This is a genomic window from Pseudomonas syringae group sp. 243L2 (assembly GCF_032587875.1).
In the GTDB taxonomy this organism is placed as follows: Bacteria; Pseudomonadota; Gammaproteobacteria; order Pseudomonadales; family Pseudomonadaceae; genus Aquipseudomonas; species Aquipseudomonas amygdali.
In genome coordinates, this window is record NZ_JAWHPL010000032.1 from 24628 (window position 1) to 43406 (window position 18779).

22 protein-coding genes and 1 tRNA gene are annotated in these 18779 nt (G+C 58.2%); 2 read left to right on the forward strand and 21 right to left on the reverse strand.

Annotation, left to right across the window (positions count from 1 at the left end):
* Nucleotide 1: 1 nt before the first annotated feature.
* The 14 genes from RYB66_RS21800 to trmJ all read right to left on the reverse strand — a co-directional run bounded on the left by RYB66_RS21800 (nt 2) and on the right by trmJ (nt 10813).
* On the reverse strand, nt 2–1000 hold the full coding sequence (locus tag RYB66_RS21800) for a helix-turn-helix domain-containing protein (protein WP_219171079.1): 999 nt from the start codon (nt 998–1000) through the stop codon (nt 2–4).
* Nucleotides 1000–1758: a type IV pilus biogenesis/stability protein PilW gene (pilW, locus tag RYB66_RS21805; RefSeq protein WP_316895429.1), complete on the reverse strand. Its 759-nt coding sequence runs from the start codon at nt 1756–1758 to the stop codon at nt 1000–1002. Before pilW ends, RYB66_RS21800 begins: the two co-directional genes overlap by 1 nt.
* 26 nt (nt 1759–1784) lie before the next feature.
* Nucleotides 1785–2933: a 23S rRNA (adenine(2503)-C(2))-methyltransferase RlmN gene (gene rlmN / locus RYB66_RS21810; RefSeq protein ID WP_002552483.1), complete on the reverse strand. Its 1149-nt coding sequence runs from the start codon at nt 2931–2933 to the stop codon at nt 1785–1787.
* A 33-nt stretch (nt 2934–2966) separates the two neighbouring features.
* On the reverse strand, nt 2967–3392 hold the full coding sequence (gene ndk, locus RYB66_RS21815) for a nucleoside-diphosphate kinase (RefSeq protein ID WP_316895431.1): 426 nt from the start codon (nt 3390–3392) through the stop codon (nt 2967–2969).
* Between the two features lie 96 nt (nt 3393–3488).
* Nucleotides 3489–3689 carry a Fe-S cluster assembly protein IscX gene (gene iscX / locus RYB66_RS21820; protein ID WP_002552481.1) on the reverse strand — a complete coding sequence of 67 codons (201 nt, stop codon included), beginning with the start codon at nt 3687–3689 and terminating at the stop codon, nt 3489–3491.
* 14 nt (nt 3690–3703) lie between these two features.
* A complete protein-coding gene (gene fdx / locus RYB66_RS21825; protein ID WP_003433456.1) occupies nt 3704–4045 on the reverse strand; it encodes an ISC system 2Fe-2S type ferredoxin in 342 nt (113 codons plus the stop codon).
* Nucleotides 4046–4048: 3 nt separating this feature from the next.
* On the reverse strand, nt 4049–5911 hold the full coding sequence (gene hscA, locus RYB66_RS21830; RefSeq protein WP_005743353.1) for a Fe-S protein assembly chaperone HscA: 1863 nt from the start codon (nt 5909–5911) through the stop codon (nt 4049–4051).
* 44 nt (nt 5912–5955) lie between these two features.
* Nucleotides 5956–6477, reverse strand: a complete 522-nt coding sequence (gene hscB / locus RYB66_RS21835; protein ID WP_117139811.1) for a co-chaperone HscB — start codon at nt 6475–6477, stop codon at nt 5956–5958.
* A 10-nt stretch (nt 6478–6487) separates the two neighbouring features.
* Nucleotides 6488–6811, reverse strand: coding sequence for an iron-sulfur cluster assembly protein IscA (iscA, locus tag RYB66_RS21840; RefSeq protein WP_002552477.1), 324 nt, complete (start codon nt 6809–6811; stop codon nt 6488–6490).
* A gap of 75 nt (nt 6812–6886) precedes the next feature.
* Nucleotides 6887–7273: a Fe-S cluster assembly scaffold IscU gene (gene iscU, locus RYB66_RS21845; protein WP_002552476.1), complete on the reverse strand. Its 387-nt coding sequence runs from the start codon at nt 7271–7273 to the stop codon at nt 6887–6889.
* An 81-nt stretch (nt 7274–7354) separates the two neighbouring features.
* Nucleotides 7355–8569 (reverse strand): IscS subfamily cysteine desulfurase, encoded by a 1215-nt coding sequence (locus RYB66_RS21850; protein ID WP_005743351.1) that lies wholly within the window; start codon nt 8567–8569, stop codon nt 7355–7357.
* Nucleotides 8570–8613: 44 nt separating this feature from the next.
* Nucleotides 8614–9105, reverse strand: coding sequence for a Fe-S cluster assembly transcriptional regulator IscR (gene iscR / locus RYB66_RS21855; protein WP_002552474.1), 492 nt, complete (start codon nt 9103–9105; stop codon nt 8614–8616).
* Nucleotides 9106–9263: 158 nt separating this feature from the next.
* On the reverse strand, nt 9264–10040 hold the full coding sequence (cysE, locus tag RYB66_RS21860) for a serine O-acetyltransferase (RefSeq protein ID WP_004656256.1): 777 nt from the start codon (nt 10038–10040) through the stop codon (nt 9264–9266).
* Nucleotides 10040–10813 (reverse strand): tRNA (cytosine(32)/uridine(32)-2'-O)-methyltransferase TrmJ, encoded by a 774-nt coding sequence (gene trmJ / locus RYB66_RS21865; RefSeq protein ID WP_005743350.1) that lies wholly within the window; start codon nt 10811–10813, stop codon nt 10040–10042. The genes cysE and trmJ overlap by 1 nt, the downstream gene beginning before the upstream one ends.
* A gap of 215 nt (nt 10814–11028) precedes the next feature.
* Here trmJ and suhB point away from each other — a divergent pair, with 215 nt between their 5' ends.
* Nucleotides 11029–11844: an inositol-phosphate phosphatase gene (gene suhB / locus RYB66_RS21870; protein ID WP_002552472.1), complete on the forward strand. Its 816-nt coding sequence runs from the start codon at nt 11029–11031 to the stop codon at nt 11842–11844.
* A 66-nt stretch (nt 11845–11910) separates the two neighbouring features.
* Here suhB and RYB66_RS21875 read toward each other — a convergent pair whose 3' ends face one another.
* From RYB66_RS21875 to queA, 6 genes are all read right to left on the reverse strand, one after another.
* Nucleotides 11911–12450, reverse strand: coding sequence for a glycine zipper 2TM domain-containing protein (locus tag RYB66_RS21875; RefSeq protein WP_002552471.1), 540 nt, complete (start codon nt 12448–12450; stop codon nt 11911–11913).
* Between the two features lie 108 nt (nt 12451–12558).
* Nucleotides 12559–13470 carry a protein translocase subunit SecF gene (secF, locus tag RYB66_RS21880; RefSeq protein WP_004666079.1) on the reverse strand — a complete coding sequence of 304 codons (912 nt, stop codon included), beginning with the start codon at nt 13468–13470 and terminating at the stop codon, nt 12559–12561.
* 9 nt (nt 13471–13479) lie between these two features.
* Nucleotides 13480–15348: a protein translocase subunit SecD gene (gene secD, locus RYB66_RS21885; protein WP_004666080.1), complete on the reverse strand. Its 1869-nt coding sequence runs from the start codon at nt 15346–15348 to the stop codon at nt 13480–13482.
* Nucleotides 15349–15411: 63 nt separating this feature from the next.
* Nucleotides 15412–15747, reverse strand: coding sequence for a preprotein translocase subunit YajC (gene yajC, locus RYB66_RS21890; protein ID WP_002552468.1), 336 nt, complete (start codon nt 15745–15747; stop codon nt 15412–15414).
* Nucleotides 15748–15801: 54 nt separating this feature from the next.
* The gene (tgt, locus tag RYB66_RS21895; protein WP_117139821.1) at nt 15802–16917 is read right to left on the reverse strand and encodes a tRNA guanosine(34) transglycosylase Tgt; all 1116 of its coding nucleotides are present in this window, start codon (nt 16915–16917) and stop codon (nt 15802–15804) included.
* Nucleotides 16918–16931: 14 nt separating this feature from the next.
* Nucleotides 16932–17996, reverse strand: coding sequence for a tRNA preQ1(34) S-adenosylmethionine ribosyltransferase-isomerase QueA (queA, locus tag RYB66_RS21900; protein ID WP_004418793.1), 1065 nt, complete (start codon nt 17994–17996; stop codon nt 16932–16934).
* A 117-nt stretch (nt 17997–18113) separates the two neighbouring features.
* Here queA and RYB66_RS21905 point away from each other — a divergent pair.
* Nucleotides 18114–18198 (forward strand) — tRNA-Leu (locus RYB66_RS21905).
* A gap of 131 nt (nt 18199–18329) precedes the next feature.
* Here RYB66_RS21905 and RYB66_RS21910 read toward each other — a convergent pair.
* Nucleotides 18330–18545, reverse strand: a complete 216-nt coding sequence (locus RYB66_RS21910) for a hypothetical protein (RefSeq protein WP_371911674.1) — start codon at nt 18543–18545, stop codon at nt 18330–18332.
* Nucleotides 18546–18779: the final 234 nt, after the last annotated feature.

The following is an 18779-nucleotide window of genomic DNA, read 5'->3' on the forward strand; positions in this document are numbered from 1 at the left end:
CTTATTGCCCTAGCTTCAGGCGAGCAGTTTCGCCGCTGGTAAAAGGTGCCACGTCTACAGGCTGACCGTTGTAGCTGACCTGCGCGCCGCGCGCGTAGCCCAGGCGCAGCGTCAATGGCGGCTTGCCGCTGACATCCAGGCTGTCGCCCTTGCGCTTAAGGCCGCTGACCAGCACCTTGCCGTTTCCGTCAGTGACCTGGGTCCAGCAATCGGCGACGAACTGCACAGTAACCTGACCGGCCCCGGCCATGACTGGCGCTGGCTGCTCGGCTGGTGCGGTCGGCATCGACGGTACGGTCGGCGCAGCGACAGGCGCTTGTGGAGCATTTGCTGGCGGCGTAGCGGTGGCCGGTGTCTGCGCAGGCGCATGACTCGTAACACCTGCAGTAGGAGCAGCAGGCGTCGCGCTCGGCGATTCACTGGCAGGCGCACCGGTGTTCAACGGCAGCGAAGTCTGTCCGGCAGCAGGCGTTTCAGCCACTGCGGGCTCTTCCGGCTCGTCCAGCGGGTGAATCTGAGTGGTGCCGTCGGCGCTTTCGACCTCGACGTGCTCCATGTTCAGCCCGGACTGGTCCCTGCCACGCAGAGAAGCCTGATCCTGCCACCAGAAGAAACCGCCACCGACCAGAAGCACCAGCAACAACAGGCTGACGATACGCAGGATGTTGTGTGACAGCCTGACCGGCTCTTCGATACGGCCCAATGCGTGGACCGAACTGCCCTTGCCATCGGTGCCGGTGAACTGGTCGAACTGTTCGACCAGCGCCGCCTGATCGAGGTCAAGCAGCTTGGCGTAGGCGCGTACATACCCCCGGGCAAACGTATGCCCAGGCAGCTTTTCAAAATGTCCGTTCTCCAGATTGCTCAGGGAGGTCACGGTGAGGTTCAGCCTCAAAGCCACATCTGGCAGCGACCAGCTCCTGCTCTCGCGGACCTGGCGCAGGGTTTCTCCAGGGTTCACGCGGGTGGTTGCTACAACTTCGGGATGCGCCGCTTTCATCATTGCTCCGACAGGTATTGCTGATATTCCGGCGTACCGGGATAGAGTCTTTTCAACAGCAGACCAAAACTGGCCGCCTTGTTACGATCATCATAGATCTTCGCCAAGCGTGTACCGAGCAATAGACTACGTGCATTTTGCTCGCTGAGTTGGCTAAAACGGTCGTAATAATCACGCGCCGGCACATATTGCTTGTCTTCGTAGGATATCTGCGCCATTTCCAGCAAGGACCTTGGCAACTGACGGTCCAGGCGCAACGCCTTGGTAAAATGCTCACGGGCCTGCTCGCGATTACCCAGCTTCAGCGAAGTCATGCCCAGGCTCTCAAAGACTCGCGACCGCTCAGGATACAGGTTGTCGGCAGCGGCCTGTTCAAAACGCTCGTAGGCTTCCTTGTAACGCTTTTGTTCGAACAAAAAACTGCCGTAATTATTGACGATGCGTGTTTCGTTGTTACTGGAAGCCAGCGCCTTGCGAAAGTACTGCTCTGCAAGCTCCGGCTCCATCTCGGTCTGGAACACCAGCGCCAGTGCGGCATTGGCCTGCGCGTCGGAACTGTCCAGCTCGAGCGCCTTTTTCAGCGGAACCTTGGCGCGCTCGGTCTGCCCCTGCTGAAAGTAACCCAGCCCAAGCTGCACATATGCTTTGCGCGCTTCCTCACGCCCCTGCGCCGTTGTCATCGGGTTGACGTTGCCGGTGGATACGCACCCCGTCAGCAACATGACAACACATAGCAACAGCGAGGCACGCACAGACATGGAGTCTCTCTCGATCAGGTTGGCAGTCAGGTTCGAGTCGCCGCAACCGGGGCCGTCTCGGCCTCGGCGCTCAACTCACGCACAGCAATGTAGCGTTCACTACGGCGTGTACGGTCCATCACCTGCCCGACCAGCTGGCCGCATGCTGCATCAATATCTTCACCACGCGTGGTGCGCACAGTGACGTTATAACCAGCCTGATGCAACAGGTCCTGAAAACGACGGATCGCGTTATTGCTGGGACGCTCGTAACCGGAGTGCGGAAACGGGTTGAACGGGATCAGGTTGATCTTGCAAGGCGTGTCCTTGAGCAGCTCGATCATCTCGACGGCGTGTTCAACCTTGTCGTTGATATCCTTGAGCATGGTGTATTCGATGGTGAGCACACGCTTTTCGCCCAGACTGGACATGTAACGGCGGCAGGAATCAAGGAGCATTTGCAGCGGGTATTTCTTGTTGATCGGCACCAGCTGGTTACGCAGCGCATCGTTCGGTGCGTGCAGCGACAAGGCCAGGGAAACGTCGATATGCTTGGAAAGCTCATCGATCATTGGTACCACACCGGAGGTGGACAACGTCACCCGGCGCTTGGAGATGCCATACCCCAGGTCATCCATCATCAGATGCATGGCAGCAATGACATTGTCGAAGTTCAGCAGCGGCTCACCCATGCCCATCATCACCACGTTGGTGATGGCACGGTCGACGGTCGCCGGTACGCTGCCAAAGGATTTGTTGGCAATCCACACCTGACCGATGACTTCGGCGGCGGTGAGGTTGCTGTTGAAGCCTTGCTTGCCCGTGGAACAGAAGCTGCAATCCAGGGCACAGCCCGCCTGGGACGAAACACACAAGGTGCCACGCTTGCCCTGCGGAATGTAGACGGTCTCGACACAGCTGCCGGACTCTACGCGCACCACCCATTTACGGGTGCCGTCGCTGGAGATGTCCTCGCTGACCACTTCGGGACCGCGAACTTCGGCACAGGCCTTGAGCTTTTCGCGCAGGGCCTTGCTGACGTTCGTCATCGCGTCGAAATCGTCGACGCCGAAGTGGTGAATCCACTTCATGACCTGACCGGCACGGAAGCGCTTCTCCCCGATAGAGTCGAAGAATTTCTCCATTTCCTGTTGAGTCAGCCCCAGCAGGTTGGTTTTACCAGTCGATGCAATCATGAATTCACCCTTCACTCGTCAGTCAAAAATGACTTAGCGAGCGGTTACTTCGGTAGCTGCGAAGAAGTACGAGATTTCGCGAGCGGCGGCTGCTTCGGAATCGGAGCCGTGAACAGCGTTGGCGTCGATGGAATCAGCGAAATCAGCACGGATGGTGCCGGCAGCAGCTTCTTTAGGGTTGGTAGCGCCCATCAGCTCGCGGTTCAGAGCGATAGCGTTTTCGCCTTCCAGAACCTGAACGACTACCGGACCGGAGATCATGAAAGCAATCAGGTCGCCGAAGAAACCGCGAGCGCTGTGCTCAGCGTAGAAACCTTCAGCTTCGGCCTTGGACAGTTGCTTCAGCTTGGAAGCGACAACGCGCAGACCGGCTTTTTCGAAACGAGTGGTGATCTCGCCGATTACGTTCTTGGCAACGGCGTCAGGCTTGATGATGGAGAAAGTACGTTGAACAGCCATGGTGAAACTCCAGAAGCAGTGATTGAAGCGAAAAATTAAACCCGCGAATTATACGCGGGTTCTGGTGTATTGCCTAACTGCGTACGTTACTGAACGTCAATCGGCCTCTTCGATCCATAACCCTTGGATCGCCTCGAGAACCTTTTCCCCACTACGGTCCGGGTGGTCATCGAACTCAGGCAAGGCCATGACCAGATTACGCAGCCTGGGAAAACTCACAGTCAGCGGATCGACATCCGGGTGGCTTTCAGCCAGCTGGATGGCGATTTCCTGCACATCAACCCATTTGAGACTCATGAGCAATCCTTGAATCAGTGTGGCGCTTCAGCGGCGTGGTTGAGCGAATACTTGGGTATTTCGACCGTGAGGTCTTCGTTGCCGACAATGGCCTGACAGGACAGACGCGATTGCGCTTCCAGGCCCCAGGCTTTGTCGAGCATGTCTTCTTCCAGCTCATCGGCTTCATTCAGCGAACCGAAACCTTCGCGGATGATGCAATGGCAGGTGGTACAGGCACACACGCCACCACAGGCGCTTTCAATCTCGATGTGGTGCTCGTGGGCAATATCGAGAATAGACGTGCCCGGCTCCACTTCTACAACCAGCCCGTCCGGACAATGCTCGGCGTGGGGCAGAAAAATCACCTGCGGCATCAGTTATTCCTCAATCTCATTCAAGTTGCGCCCGGCCAGTGCGGCTTTTACCGTCGAATCGAGGCGTCGGGCAGCAAATGCGTCGGTCACCTGCGACAGACGCTTGGTCTGCTGCTCGATGGCATAACCATCGGTGCCTTGCATCAATTCACGTAATTCGTTCATCTGCAGGTTGATGACCAGGCGCTCTTCTTCGTCGAGAAGACGCTCACCATCAGCCTCAAGGGCACCTTGAACCGCTTCGAGCAAGCGCTCGGCGTCAACCTGGTGCTCGCGCAGCACACGAGCGACCTTGTCGTCGCCGGCATACTCGAAGGAGTCCTTGAGCATGCGGGTGACTTCGTCATCGGTCAGCCCATAGGAAGGCTTGACCTGAATGCTCGACTCGATACCCGAGCCCATTTCACGCGCCGAAACGCTGAGCAGACCGTCAGCATCAACCTGGAAGGTGACACGAATCTTTGCCGCACCCGCGACCATCGGCGGAATGCCGCGCAATTCGAAACGTGCAAGGGAACGGCAGTCACTGATCAACTCGCGCTCGCCCTGCAGAACATGAATCTTCATGGCCGTCTGGCCATCCTTGTACGTGGTGAATTCCTGACCACGCGCTACAGGGATGGTGGTGTTGCGCGGAATGACCTTTTCCATCAGCCCGCCCATGGTTTCCAGCCCCAGCGAGAGCGGAATCACATCGAGCAATAGCAGTTCGCCACCGTCACGCTTGTTGCCTGCCAGCGTATCGGCCTGGATCGCAGCTCCTATGGCCACCACTTGATCCGGGTCAATCTGGGTCAATGGCTGACGACCGAACAGCTCGGCCACCGCTTCGCGTACGCGTGGAACTCGGGTCGAACCGCCGACCATGACCACCGCCTCGACTTCTTCAAGCTCGATACCGGTATCACGCACCGCACGACGACAGGCCTTGAGACTGCGCGCGACCATAGGCTCGATCAGCGCATTGAGCGCCTCGCGGGTCAGCGTGCCACGCCAGTCACCGTAGGCGACCTCGACAGACTCGACGTCAGTCAGCGCTTCCTTGGCCGAGCAGGCAGCCTGCAGCAGGCTGCGTTGCGCGGAAGGGTCGATATCGGCAGACAGACCGGCATCAGTGACAATCCAGTTGGCTATCGCATGATCGAAGTCATCGCCACCCAGAGCGGTATCCCCGCCAGTGGCCAGTACTTCAAACACACCGCCGGTCAGGCGCAGGATCGAGATGTCGAAGGTTCCGCCGCCCAGATCATAGATGGCAACCACGCCTTCGGCTTTCTGATCCAGACCATAGGCAACGGCAGCAGCCGTTGGCTCATTAAGCAGGCGCAACACATTGAGGCCGGCAAGTCTGGCGGCATCCTTGGTCGCCTGGCGCTGAGAGTCGTCGAAATAAGCAGGCACGGTAATCACCGCCCCCACCAGTTCGCCACCCAGCGTGGACTCGGCGCGTTCGCGCAGGACCTTGAGAATGTCGGCAGACACTTCAACAGGACTTTTCGGCCCCTGCACGGTGTCGATGAACGGCATGTGCGACTCACCGCCAACAAACCGGTACGGCAGTTGCTCGCCCAATTGCTTGACGTCAGTCAGCCCGCGCCCCATGAGGCGCTTGACTGACAGAACGGTATTGAACGGATCCTGGGAGGCGGCGATCTTCGCTGACTGCCCTACTTCGACACGATCAGCGTGATAGCGCACGGCAGACGGCAGAATGACCTGCCCCTCTGCATCGGCCAGCGGTTCAGACAGGCCGCTGCGCACTGCAGCAACCAGAGAATTGGTGGTGCCCAGGTCGATACCCACAGCCAGACGACGCTGGTGCGGTTGAGGACTCAGGCCGGGTTCGGCGATCTGCAGTAAAGCCATGCTGTTCAGAATAATCACTGGCGCGCGGCCGAAGCCGCGCGGGGTTAATCGTCGAGGCGCTCTTCTAACTGGCGCACTTCGTGAGAGAGCTTGTCGAGAAACTGCATACGCCGCATCAGCTTTTCAGCGTGCTCGCGTTGTGCAGCATCATTCCAACAGGCCGCGAAGCTCTGGTTCAGCTCGTCCTGAGCGACCTTGAGCTGGCGCTTGAAGTTCGCAACGCCGTCGAGATCAGCCTTGTCCTGCAAGTCCTCGAGGTGTTCGCGCAATTGCATCTGCTGCAGAAGGAACTCGGGATCGTGCACGGTGACCTCAAGCGGTACCTCGTTGCCATTCATTGCCAACAGGTAGCGCGCCCTTTTCGGCGGGCTTTTCAGGGTCTGATAAGCCTCGTTGAGACTGGCCGAACGCTCCAGCGCCACACGCTGCTCACGCTCTGGGGCATCCGCAAAACGATCCGGATGCACATTGCGCGCAAGCTCACGGTAACGAGTGCCCAACTGGTCAAGATCAAGCTGAAACTCGGGCTTGAGATCGAACAGGGCGAAGTGACAGGGAGTACCCACAATAAAAGCCTCAGACGTTGAAGCTTTCGCCACAGCCGCACTCACCGCGCGAGTTGGGGTTGTTGAACTTGAAGCCTTCATTCAACCCTTCACGCACGAAGTCGAGCTCGGTGCCATCCAGATAGACCAGACTTTTCGGGTCAATGATCACCTTGACGCCGTGCATTTCAAACACAGTGTCTTCGCCAGCCGCCTCATCGACGAACTCAAGCACATAGGCAAGACCTGAACAGCCTGTGGTGCGAACACCCAGACGAACGCCATCACCCTTGCCGCGTCCCTCAAGGGAACGTCGTACGTGGTTAGCGGCAGCTTCTGTCATGCTGATAGCCATCGGAACTCCTTAGCCTGTTGCATTAGCCTGTTGCAGTTGACTCTGTTGCAAGCTTCTCTTGAAAAGCCTGCCTGCTTACAGCAGACCTTTCTTCTGCTTGTAATCGCGAACGGCGGCCTTGATGGCGTCTTCAGCGAGTACCGAGCAGTGAATCTTGACCGGCGGCAGCGCCAGCTCTTCAGCCAGCTGAGTGTTCTTGATGGTCTCTGCTTCATCCAGAGTCTTGCCTTTCATCCACTCGGTCGCCAGCGAGCTGGAGGCAATGGCCGAACCGCAGCCGTAGGTCTTGAACTTGGCGTCTTCGATAACGCCCTGCTCGTTGACCTTGATCTGCAAACGCATTACGTCGCCGCACGCTGGAGCGCCGACCATGCCGGTGCCGACATCAGGATCTTCCGCGTTCATCTTGCCGACGTTACGTGGGTTCTCGTAGTGGTCGATGACCTTTTCGCTGTAAGCCATGATTCTATTCCTCTCACATCAGGGAGCCGCTCTGCAGGTCACGCGCAATTGCACATGACCTGTGTTGGAGGCGACTTTAAATTAGTGCGCCGCCCACTCGATCTTGGAGATGTCGACGCCGTCTTTGAACATGTCCCACAGCGGCGAAAGTGTGCGCAGCCGGGTGACAGCCTCGCAAACCTTCTGCGCGGCGTAATCAATTTCTTCTTCAGTGCTGAAACGGCCGAAGGTGAAACGAATCGAGCTGTGCGCCAGCTCATCGTTGCGACCCAGGGCACGCAGCACATACGAAGGCTCAAGCGAGGCCGAGGTACAGGCCGAACCGGACGATACCGCCAGATCCTTGAGCGCCATGATCAGCGACTCGCCTTCGACGTAGTTGAAGCTCAGGTTCAGGTTGTGCGGCACGCGTGCAGTCAGGCTGCCGTTGACGTACAGCTCTTCCAGATTTTCGACCTGCTTGAAGAAACGATCGCTGAGTGCCTTGATGCGCACGTTTTCAGCAGCCATTTCTTCCTTGGCAATGCGGAATGCTTCGCCCATACCGACGATCTGGTGGGTCGCTAGAGTACCGGAACGCATGCCACGCTCGTGACCGCCGCCGTGCATGGTCGCTTCAAGGCGAACACGCGGCTTGCGGCTGACGTAGAGCGCGCCGATACCTTTAGGACCATAGGTCTTGTGCGCCGAGAACGACATGAGGTCAACCTTGAGGCTGGCCAGATCGATTTCAACCTTGCCGGTCGACTGCGCGCCGTCAACGTGGAACAGCACGCCACGCGAACGGGTCAGTTCACCGATCGCAGCGATGTCGTTGATAGTGCCGATCTCATTGTTCACATGCATGACCGAAACCAGGATGGTGTCGTCGCGCAGTGCCGCTTCAATCATGGCAGGCGTGATCAGACCGTCTTCACCTGGCTCGATGTAGGTAACTTCGAAACCTTCGCGTTCAAGCTGGCGAGTGGTGTCGAGGACAGCCTTGTGTTCGACCTTCGACGTGATCAGGTGCTTGCCTTTGCTGGCGTAGAAATGCGCAACACCTTTAATAGCCAGGTTGTTGGATTCAGTGGCACCCGAGGTCCAGACGATTTCGCGCGGATCGGCGTTGACCAGATCAGCGACCTGACGACGAGCGTTCTCGACCGCTTCTTCGGCTTTCCAGCCAAAGACGTGGGAGCGCGAGGCCGGGTTGCCGAAGTTTCCTTCGACGGTCAGGCAATCGATCATTTTCTGCGCGACACGCGGATCGACCGGGGTCGTCGCGGAGTAGTCGAGGTAAATTGGCAATTTCATTGAAGCTCTCCTATCAGGCAGGCGCACCGCTCATTCATCTGCGTTCATTCGACGGCGGACGTTTCGATCTTACCCAGTTGCGACATGTGGTTATGACCACGGCGCATATCCTGGCGCTGAGCGACTTCTTGTACCTCACGGCGAGTGACAAGATCCGCCAAGCTGATACCGCTTAGAAATTCGTGAATCTGCTGGCTCAGGTCACACCACAAGTGGTGGGTCAGGCAGGTATCGCCAGCATGGCAATCGCCCAGACCCTGACACCGCGTGGCGTCGACCGATTCATTGACTGCATCGACGACTTGAGCAACCTGGATGCCTTTCATGTCGCGCGACAGCTGGTAACCACCACCTGGACCACGAACACTGGAAACCAGATTGCCGCGACGCAGCTTGGCGAACAGCTGCTCGAGGTAGGACAGGGAAATACCCTGCCGCTCGGAGATGTCGGCCAGAGACACTGGCCCGTTCTGCGCGTGCAACGCCAGGTCAAGCATGGCTGTTACAGCGTATCGGCCTTTAGTAGTCAGTCGCATGGCGTATACCGCAGAGGTTCGGAATGAGAGCGAGTATGCTATTCCCGAGTAAAAGAGTCAACTATTAGACCAAGTAAAACAGTCGGGATTAGCGAAAAGCGCGGGCTGTATCATAGCAAAGGTGCGGCGTAATGGCACGCGTCACGCCGCCGTGTCGCCTAGCCAACCTTGTCTTCGTGGCGATCCTTGACGCAGTCGAATACTTCATCACGCAGCTCGGGAAGGTCTTTGGCGCAATAATCACTGCCCAGCCTGCCGAGCGCATCGCACATGCCCTCAAGACGGCCGTCGACAGCCTGCAAATGGTCGAGCAACTGGCCAATGGCGCGAGCGATAGGGTCCGGCATGTCGGCGCTGACGCCGTACGCGTCGAAACCGAGCTTTTCAGCCATGACCTTGCGCCGGGCTTCGGTTTCATCGTCGGACTTGACGATGATGCGCCCCGGAATGCCCACGGCAGTTGCCCCCGCAGGCACCGCCTTGGTCACCACTGCGTTGGAACCAATCTTGGCACCGGCACCCACTGTGAACGGCCCGAGCACCTTGGCACCCGCCCCGACCACTACGCCATCTTCCAGCGTCGGGTGACGCTTGCCGGCATTCCAACTGGTACCGCCCAGGGTCACGCCCTGGTAAAGCGTTACGTCATTGCCGATCTCGGCGGTTTCGCCGATCACGATGCCCATGCCGTGGTCGATGAAAAAACGGCGACCGATGCGCGCCCCCGGGTGGATCTCGATACCGGTCATCCAGCGACCGAAGTTGGAGACCAGCCGCGCGAGCCACTTCCAGCCGTTGCGCCACAGAATGTGCGCAAAGCGGTGCAGCCAGATGGCATGCATGCCCGGATAACAGGTCAGCACCTCAAAGGCGTTGCGCGCAGCAGGGTCACGATGGAATACGCTTTGAATGTCTTCTCGCAGACGCTTGAACATTACTGATCCTTCCGCTTGTAGGGCTCACCGCGTGCGGCTTTCTGGGTTTCGGTGAGCACACCGCGCAGGATACTCAGTTCGGATCGCTCGACCTCGCTACGCCCGTATAGCCTGCGCAGTCGTGCCATCAGATGACGTGGTTTTTCCGGATCAAGGAAACCGATGGCCACAAGCGTGGCTTCAAGGTGCGTGTAAAAGCCTTCCATCTCATCCATCGTCGCCAGCTCGGCGTTATGCGCCGAGACTGCCTTGGGCGTTTCGCCCTGCTCTGAGTGTGCCGAAGCCGCCAGCCAGGCCATGCGCACTTCGTAGCTGAGCACCTGCACAGCCGCGGCGAGGTTCAGCGAGCTGAACCCGGGGTCCGACGGGATGTGCACATGGAAGTGGCAACGCTGCAGCTCTTCATTGGTCAGGCCGGCGTGCTCGCGACCGAAGACCAGCGCCACTTCCGCGCCCTCCCCGGCCTGCTCGATGACTTTTTCACCGGAAGCGCGCGGATCGAGCAACGGCCACGGCAAACTGCGATCACGCGCACTGGTACCGAGCACCAGACGACAGCCGACCAACGCGTCTTCAAGAGTCGCAACAACCTGCGCACCTTCAAGAATATCGGTGGCGCCTGACGCACGCGCATCGGCATCAGGCGAAGGAAAGATGCGCGGATCGACCAGCACCAGACGCGAAAGCCCCATGTTTTTCATGGCGCGAGCGGCCCCGCCGATATTTCCGGGATGGGTAGTGCCGACCAGGACAACACGAATGTTCTGCAACAAAGCGAACGCTCACTGACGCGAATTAGGGGGGCAAATCTTACAGAAACGGTTCGACTAACGCTATGAAGCTGTGCGGGCCGGAAGATCGGAACTGACCGCTTGCGACATGAAAAAATCCACACGAACCCGACAACCGTAACCACGCAAGGCTGGAAATAATTCGAATCAGCCCATAGAATGCCCGGCTCTCTTTAACAACCTTAGGTGAATTATCCATGCAGCCCATGCTGAATATCGCGCTGCGCGCCGCCCGCAGCGCCAGCGAATTGATTTTCCGCTCCATCGAGCGCCTGGATACCATCAAGGTTGACGAAAAAGAAGCCAAAGACTACGTCACAGAGATCGACCGAGCTGCCGAGCAAAGCATCATCACCGCTCTGCGCAAGGCCTACCCGACTCACGGCATTCTCGGCGAAGAAAGCGGCCTGCACGAAGGCAGCGGCGAAGGCACCGACTACCTGTGGATCATCGACCCACTGGACGGCACTACCAACTTCGTTCGCGGCATCCCGCACTTTGCGGTCAGCATCGCCTGCAAATATCGCGGTCGCCTTGAGCACGCTGTTGTTCTGGACCCGGTTCGCCAGGAAGAATTCACCGCCAGCCGTGGTCGCGGCGCTGCCCTGAACGGTCGCCGTCTGCGCGTCAGCCAGCGCAAGAGCCTGGAAGGCGCACTGCTGGGCACCGGCTTCCCGTTCCGTGACAACCAGATGGACAACATCGAAAACTACCTGGGCATGTTCCGCAGCCTGGTAGGCCAGACCGCCGGCATCCGTCGCGCAGGCGCTGCAAGCCTCGATCTGGCTTACGTAGCTGCCGGTCGTTTCGATGCGTTCTGGGAGTCGGGCCTGTCCGAATGGGACATGGCAGCAGGCGCTCTGCTGATTCAGGAAGCAGGCGGTCTGGTCAGCGATTTCACCGGCGGTCACGACTTCCTCGAGAAAGGCCATATCGTTGCCGGCAACACCAAATGCTTCAAGGCCGTACTGACCGCAATCGCACCGCACCTGCCGCCTTCGCTCAAACGCTAAGCTGCAGACGTAAAAAAACCGGCGAAAGCCGGTTTTTTTATGTCTTCTAAAGCTCAGCGGCTGGCGTTACTGCGCCTGACCCAATATCAGCTGACCATTCTTGTCGACCGGAATCTGGCTGCCCGGATCACGCTCCATACGAACCTGACCCACTTTCTCGTTCAACTTGTATTTGACGTTGTAGCCCACAACCTTGTCGCTCACATCGTTGACCGTCGTGCAGCGGTTCTGCGTAGTGGTGTAGGTATCACGCTCCTGCATGCCTTCCTGAACCTTGTTGCCCGCATAACCACCACCTACCGCACCCGCGACTGTAGCGATCTTCTTGCCGTTACCGCCACCGATCTGGTTACCCAGCAAACCACCGGCAACCGCGCCAATAACGCTACCTACGATCTGATGCTGGTCCTTGACCGGCGCCTGACGAGTAACGGTTACGTCCTTGCAAACTTCACGGGGGGTTTTGATCTGCTGGTTGATCGGCTCTACTGCCAATACATCCGCATACTCAGGACCACCCTTGACCAAGCTATAGGTGGCAACGGCGCCGCCAGCAGTCACGACAGCAGCACCTAACACAGCACCAACAAGCATAGACTTGTTCACTTGAACCTCCTGACCAATCGAAACGCAGCATGACTGCGCAATGCCTAGCCTTGGAGCATAAAAAAAGGCGCGAGTTCAGCACTCGCGCCTTTTTTATGATGGCCGGATCTACGGAAGATCGTCGGCCTTCTCGACGACCACTGGAGGAATCAGGTCCTCAGTGGTCAGGTTCAGCCAGATCAGCACCACGTTGGCGATGTAGATGGACGAGTAAGTACCCGCCAGAACACCGATGAACAACGCGATGGAGAAGCCTTCCAGGCTGTCGCCGCCAAACGCCCACAGTGCAACAATCGCCAACAGGGTTGAGACCGAAGTGGCAATGGTACGCAGCAGTGTCTGCGTGGTGGAGATGTTGATGTTCTCGATCAGCGAAGCCTTGCGCAGTAGGCGGAAGTTTTCGCGTACCCGGTCGAAGACCACAATGGTGTCGTTCAGCGAGTAACCGATGATCGCCAGCACCGCCGCCAGCACCGTCAGGTCGAAGGTGATCTGGAAGAACGACAGGATACCCATCGTCACCACCACGTCGTGGATCAGCGAGATGATCGCCCCGACGGCAAATTTCCACTGGAAGCGGAACGCCAGGTAGATCAGAACACCGCCCAACGCCATCAGCATGCCGAGGCCGCCCTGATCGCGCAGCTCTTCACCCACCTGCGGACCGACGAACTCGACACGCTTGACCACTGCCGGGTTATCGGCACCGGCCTTGCGCAGCGCTTCGGCCACCTGAGTGCCCAGTTGCGGGTCTTCACCCGGCATGCGCACCAGCAAGTCAGTGGTGGCACCAAAGCTCTGAACAACGGCTTCGTGATAGCCCGCCGAAACCAGCTCCTGGCGCACCTTGCCCAGATCGGCTGGACGCTCGTAGGTCAGCTCGATGAGCGTACCGCCGGTGAAGTCCAGACCAAAGTTGAGCCCTTTATGGAACCAGCTGAACAGCGCCAGTGCGGTAAGGAGCATCGTGATGGCGAACGCAACATTGCGAACGCCCATGAAGTTGATGGTACGTAACATGGCAGCCCCTTAAATCCACAACTTCTTGAAGTCACGACCGCCGTAGATCAGGTTGACCATAGCGCGGGTCACCATGATGGCCGTGAACATCGAGGTAAAGATCCCGAGCGACATGGTCACCGCAAACCCTTTGACCGGGCCGGTGCCCATCGCAAAGAGAATGCCGCCGACCAGCAGCGTCGTCAGGTTGGCGTCGAGGATCGCCGTGTAGGCACGATCGAAACCTTCGTTGATAGCGCGCTGGACCGTCATGCCATTGGCGATCTCTTCACGAATACGCGAGAAGATCAGCACGTTGGCATCCACCGCCATACCCATGGTCAACACGATACCGGCGATACCTGGCAGGGTCAGTGTTGCACCCAGCAAGGACATCAGTGCCAGCAGCATGACCATGTTCAAAGCCAGTGCGACGGTCGCGATCAGACCGAAGAAGCGGTAGATCGCCATGATGAACAGCGAGACGAACAGCATGCCCCACAGGGAAGCATCGATACCCTTGGTAATGTTGTCGGCACCCAGGCTCGGGCCAATGGTACGTTCTTCAGCGAAGTACATCGGTGCCGCCAGACCACCGGCACGCAACAGCAGCGCCAGCTCGGAAGACTCACCCTGACCGTTCAGACCGGTAATCCGGAACTGACTGCCCAGCGGCGACTGAATGGTCGCCAGACTGATGATTTTCTTTTCTTCCTTGAAGGTCTGCACCGGCACGTCTTTCTCGACGCCGTTGACCATCTGCTTGGTGTAAGTGGTGGTCGGACGCTGCTCGATGAAGATCACCGCCATGCTGCGACCGACATTACTGCGGGTTGCGCGGCTCATCAGCTCGCCACCGTGGCCATCAAGATTGATGTTCACCTGTGGACGGCCATGTTCGTCGAAGCTGGCCTTGGCGTCAGTCACCTGATCGCCGGTGATGATCAGACCACGCTCCACCGCCGCTGCCGGACGACCGCCTTCGCGGAATTCGAACATTTCGGTGGTGCCTTTCGAATCATCCGGGCCTGCACCCAGACGGAATTCGAGGTTGGCGGTCTTGCCCAGAATACGCTTGGCTTCGGCCGTGTCCTGCACACCCGGCAGCTCGACCACGATGCGGTTGGCACCCTGGCGCTGAACCAGCGGCTCGGCAACACCCAGCTCGTTGACCCGATTACGCACGGTAGTCAGGTTCTGCTTGATCGAGTATTCGCGAATCTCGGCCAGTTTGGCCGGGGTCAGCGCCATGCGCAGCACGGGAATACCGTTCAGCTCGGCAGGCGTGATTTCGAAATCGGTGAAGGTCTTGCGCACCAGTGCACGAGCCTGCTCGCGCTCTGCGTCATCGCTAAAGCCCAGCTGAATCACATTGCCCAGCTGCGGCAGGCTGCGATAACGCACTTTTTCCTTGCGCAACAGGGATTTGACTTCGCCTTCGTAGACTTTCAGACGTGCATCGATCGCCTTGTCCATGTCGACTTCCAGCAGGAAGTGCACACCACCGGACAGGTCGAGACCGAGTTTCATCGGGCTTGCACCCAGGTTACGCAACCAGGTCGGCGTGGTACGCGCCAGGTTCAGCGCAACGACATAGTCGTCACCCAGCGCCTTGCGCACGACATCCTTGGCTGGCAACTGGTCTTCCTGCTTGCTCAGACGCAACAAACCGCCCTTGCCATTCTCGGCCAGAGAAGAAGCCTTGACCGAGATGCCTGCATCGGCAAGCGCCTTGGCTGCACGATCCACGTCTGCCTGATTGACTTGCAGTGCAGTACTTGCACCGCTGATCTGGATGGCAGAATCATCAGGGTAGAGATTGGGTGCGGAATAAATAAAACCGACCACCAGCACCGCCAGGATCAGTATGTATTTCCACAGAGGGTATTTGTTCAGCATCACGCCGCCCGCTTAAAACGCGGGGCGCCTTGCGCGCCCCGTCGATGGGTAAAAAGTTACTGCTCAGATCGCTTTCAGGGTGCCTTTTGGCAGAGTGGCCGCGATGGCGCCCTTCTGGATTTTCAGCTCAACGGTGTCCGACACCTCGATCACTACGAAGTCGTCGGTCACTTTGTTGATCTTGCCCGCGATGCCGCCGCTGGTCACAACTTCATCGCCTTTCTGCAGGTTGCCCAGCAGGTTTTTCTGCTCTTTGGCGCGCTTGGCCTGTGGACGCCAGATCATCAGGTAGAAGATGACCAGGAAGCCGACCAGGAAAATCCACTCGAAACCACTGCCCGCAGGACCGGCAGCCGGTGCAGCAGCATCCGCAAAAGCGGGAGAGATGAAAAAGCTCATTTGTCGCTCCAGTTACATAATTAGTATAAAAAAGCAGGAAAAACTCGTTCTGTTTCAACCCAGAGGCGGCGTTGGAAGGCCGCGTTTGGCATAGAAGGCATCGACGAAGGCGGCCAATGTACCCTGTTGAATAGCCTCGCGCAAACCAGCCATAAGCAGCTGGTAGTGGCGCAAATTGTGGATCGTATTCAGCATGCTCCCCAGCATTTCTCCGCACTTGTCCAGGTGATGCAGATAAGCGCGCGAGAAGTTCTTGCAGGTGTAGCAGTCGCAGGTCGGATCCAGCGGCGAATTGTCGTGGCGATGGAACGCGTTACGAATTTTCAGCACACCGGCATCGGTAAACAAGTGGCCGTTGCGAGCGTTGCGGGTCGGCATCACACAGTCGAACATGTCAACGCCGCGGCGCACACCTTCGACCAGATCTTCCGGCTTGCCTACGCCCATCAAGTAACGAGGTTTGTCTGCTGGCATAAGGCCCGGCAGATAGTCCAGCACCTTGATCATCTCGTGCTTGGGTTCGCCTACCGACAGGCCGCCGATCGCCAGACCGTCAAAGCCGATCTCGTCCAGGCCTTCCAGCGAACGCTTGCGCAGGTTCTCGTGCATGCCACCCTGAACGATGCCGAACAGCGCAGCAGTGTTTTCGCCATGCGCAACCTTGGAGCGCTTGGCCCAACGCAACGACAGCTCCATGGAGACCCGCGCTACATCTTCGTCGGCCGGGTACGGCGTGCATTCGTCGAAGATCATCACGACGTCCGAGCCCAGATCACGCTGAACCTGCATCGACTCTTCCGGCCCCATGAACACCTTGGCACCATCAACCGGCGAGGCGAAGGTCACGCCCTCCTCCTTGATCTTGCGCATCGCGCCCAGGCTGAACACCTGAAAACCGCCGGAGTCGGTCAGAATCGGTCCCTTCCACTGCATGAAATCGTGCAGGTCACCGTGGCCCTTGATGACTTCAGTGCCCGGACGCAGCCACAGGTGAAACGTGTTGCCCAGAATCATCTGCGCACCAGTGGCCTCGATATCACGCGGCAGCATGCCCTTGACCGTCCCATAGGTGCCCACCGGCATGAACGCCGGGGTCTCGACTACACCACGCGGAAAGGTCAGGCGACCGCGACGGGCCTTGCCGTCGGTGGCCAACAACTCGAAAGACATACGACAGGTGCGACTCATGCGTGATCCTCTGGTGCCGATTCCTGTGGGGCCGTCGGCGCGGGATTGCGGGTGATGAACATCGCATCACCGTAACTGAAGAAGCGGTAGCCGTGCTCGATGGCCGCAGCGTAAGCCGCCATCGTCTCGGGATAACCGGCGAACGCCGAAACCAGCATCAACAGCGTGGATTCAGGCAAATGGAAATTGGTCACCAAGGCATCGACCACATGAAATGGCCGCCCCGGATAGATGAAGATGTCGGTGTCGCCGCTGAACGGTTTCAGTTCGCCATCACGCGCGGCACTCTCCAGCGAGCGGACGCTGGTGGTCCCGACGGCAATCACCCGCCCGCCTCGCGCACGGCATGCGGCCACGGCGTCGACCACGTCCTGGCCAACTTCCAGCCACTCGCTGTGCATGTGGTGATCTTCGATCTGCTCGACGCGCACCGGCTGGAACGTACCCGCGCCGACGTGCAGCGTGACGAACGCAGTCTCGACGCCCTTGGCGGCGATCGCCTCCAGCAGCGGCTGATCGAAATGCAGGCCGGCAGTTGGTGCAGCCACAGCGCCTGCACGCTGCGCGTAAACAGTCTGATAGCGCTCACGGTCCGCGCCCTCATCCGGGCGGTCTATATAAGGAGGCAACGGCATATGGCCGACACGCTCCAGCAACGGCAGAACCTCTTCGGCAAAGCGCAGCTCGAACAGCGCGTCATGCCGCGCAACCATCTCGGCCTCGCCACCGCCATCGATCAGAATCGACGAGCCAGGCTTGGGCGACTTGCTGGAACGCACATGCGCCAGCACACGATGGCTGTCCAGCACGCGCTCGACCAGAATCTCCAGCTTGCCGCCGGACGCCTTCTGCCCGAACAGCCGCGCGGGAATCACACGGGTATTGTTGAACACCATCAAATCGCCCGGGCGCAAATGCTCAAGCAAATCAGTGAATTGACGATGTGCCAGCGCGCCAGTCGGCCCGTCGAGGGTCAACAGACGACTACTACGACGCTCGGCCAGTGGATGGCGAGCAATCAGGGAATCGGGGAGTTCGAAGGTAAAGTCAGCGACGCGCATGATCGGGTTCGTTTAGCAGGGCCGGGAAGTTTATCCGGTTTGGCGGCATTAGTAAAAAACCTGCGTAAATCCCTGTTGACCAACGGAAAACTCATCCTTATACTTCGCCGCCATTGAGCCCTGATGGCGGAATTGGTAGACGCGGCGGATTCAAAATCCGTTTTCGAAAGAAGTGGGAGTTCGATTCTCCCTCGGGGCACCACCTTTAAAAAAGACCTTGAATTTCAAGGTCTTTTTTTCGTCTGGTGGAAAGTGGTCTGACATAATCCGCGATCTCCCCCTATTAACTGAGAATCAGGCTCGAAGCACGAAATAACACGTTCGGCCGCGTTGCTACTTTTTAGCGGCAGAGGGCACGCTGCCGTGGTATTTGTCAGTGTTGTTGTCGTTATCAAGATCGCGATCAGTTCCGCCGAAGGCCGCATCGGTGTGATGGTCGTTGTCCATATCCTTGTCATTGCCACCAAATGCAGCGTCAGTGACGTTGTCGTTATCCAGGTCCTTGTCGTTACCACCACACCTGGCATCGGTACTGTTTTCGTCGTCCATATCACAATCGTTTACAGCGTACGCAGGTAACGAAGTACCTACCATGGTCAACACAAGCAGAAGGCCGCCGATCTTTGCAGTCAGAGCGTTATACACACGCATCAAGGTGTGATCCGTCAGTCAGACCGTCTGACCGTACTTCGTTTACGAGACGCTCTGACACCGTCTAATCCCGAACGTTTGCGCAGTGCAGTTTTACAGTACCGAACTCTATGACCTGTTTTCTTGAAAATT

What these genes read in the sequence shown, in the direction of transcription:
- RYB66_RS21910 (WP_371911674.1), bottom strand. Translation starts at nt 18,545, where the DNA reads ATGGACGACGAAAACAGTACCGATGCCAGGTGTGGTGGTAACGACAAG.
- secD (WP_004666080.1), bottom strand. Translation starts at nt 15,348, where the DNA reads ATGCTGAACAAATACCCTCTGTGGAAATACATACTGATCCTGGCGGTG.
- iscX (WP_002552481.1), bottom strand. Translation starts at nt 3,689, where the DNA reads ATGAGTCTCAAATGGGTTGATGTGCAGGAAATCGCCATCCAGCTGGCT.
- iscR (WP_002552474.1), bottom strand. Translation starts at nt 9,105, where the DNA reads ATGCGACTGACTACTAAAGGCCGATACGCTGTAACAGCCATGCTTGAC.
- iscU (WP_002552476.1), bottom strand. Translation starts at nt 7,273, where the DNA reads ATGGCTTACAGCGAAAAGGTCATCGACCACTACGAGAACCCACGTAAC.
- tgt (WP_117139821.1), bottom strand. Translation starts at nt 16,917, where the DNA reads ATGTCTTTCGAGTTGTTGGCCACCGACGGCAAGGCCCGTCGCGGTCGC.
- fdx (WP_003433456.1), bottom strand. Translation starts at nt 4,045, where the DNA reads ATGCCGCAGGTGATTTTTCTGCCCCACGCCGAGCATTGTCCGGACGGG.
- rlmN (WP_002552483.1), bottom strand. Translation starts at nt 2,933, where the DNA reads ATGATTGCATCGACTGGTAAAACCAACCTGCTGGGGCTGACTCAACAG.
- pilW (WP_316895429.1), bottom strand. Translation starts at nt 1,758, where the DNA reads ATGTCTGTGCGTGCCTCGCTGTTGCTATGTGTTGTCATGTTGCTGACG.
- queA (WP_004418793.1), bottom strand. Translation starts at nt 17,996, where the DNA reads ATGCGCGTCGCTGACTTTACCTTCGAACTCCCCGATTCCCTGATTGCT.
- iscA (WP_002552477.1), bottom strand. Translation starts at nt 6,811, where the DNA reads ATGGCTATCAGCATGACAGAAGCTGCCGCTAACCACGTACGACGTTCC.
- hscA (WP_005743353.1), bottom strand. Translation starts at nt 5,911, where the DNA reads ATGGCTTTACTGCAGATCGCCGAACCCGGCCTGAGTCCTCAACCGCAC.
- ndk (WP_316895431.1), bottom strand. Translation starts at nt 3,392, where the DNA reads ATGGCTGTTCAACGTACTTTCTCCATCATCAAGCCTGACGCCGTTGCC.
- secF (WP_004666079.1), bottom strand. Translation starts at nt 13,470, where the DNA reads ATGTTACGTACCATCAACTTCATGGGCGTTCGCAATGTTGCGTTCGCC.
- yajC (WP_002552468.1), bottom strand. Translation starts at nt 15,747, where the DNA reads ATGAGCTTTTTCATCTCTCCCGCTTTTGCGGATGCTGCTGCACCGGCT.
- RYB66_RS21850 (WP_005743351.1), bottom strand. Translation starts at nt 8,569, where the DNA reads ATGAAATTGCCAATTTACCTCGACTACTCCGCGACGACCCCGGTCGAT.
- RYB66_RS21800 (WP_219171079.1), bottom strand. Translation starts at nt 1,000, where the DNA reads ATGAAAGCGGCGCATCCCGAAGTTGTAGCAACCACCCGCGTGAACCCT.
- cysE (WP_004656256.1), bottom strand. Translation starts at nt 10,040, where the DNA reads ATGTTCAAGCGTCTGCGAGAAGACATTCAAAGCGTATTCCATCGTGAC.
- suhB (WP_002552472.1), top strand. Translation starts at nt 11,029, where the DNA reads ATGCAGCCCATGCTGAATATCGCGCTGCGCGCCGCCCGCAGCGCCAGC.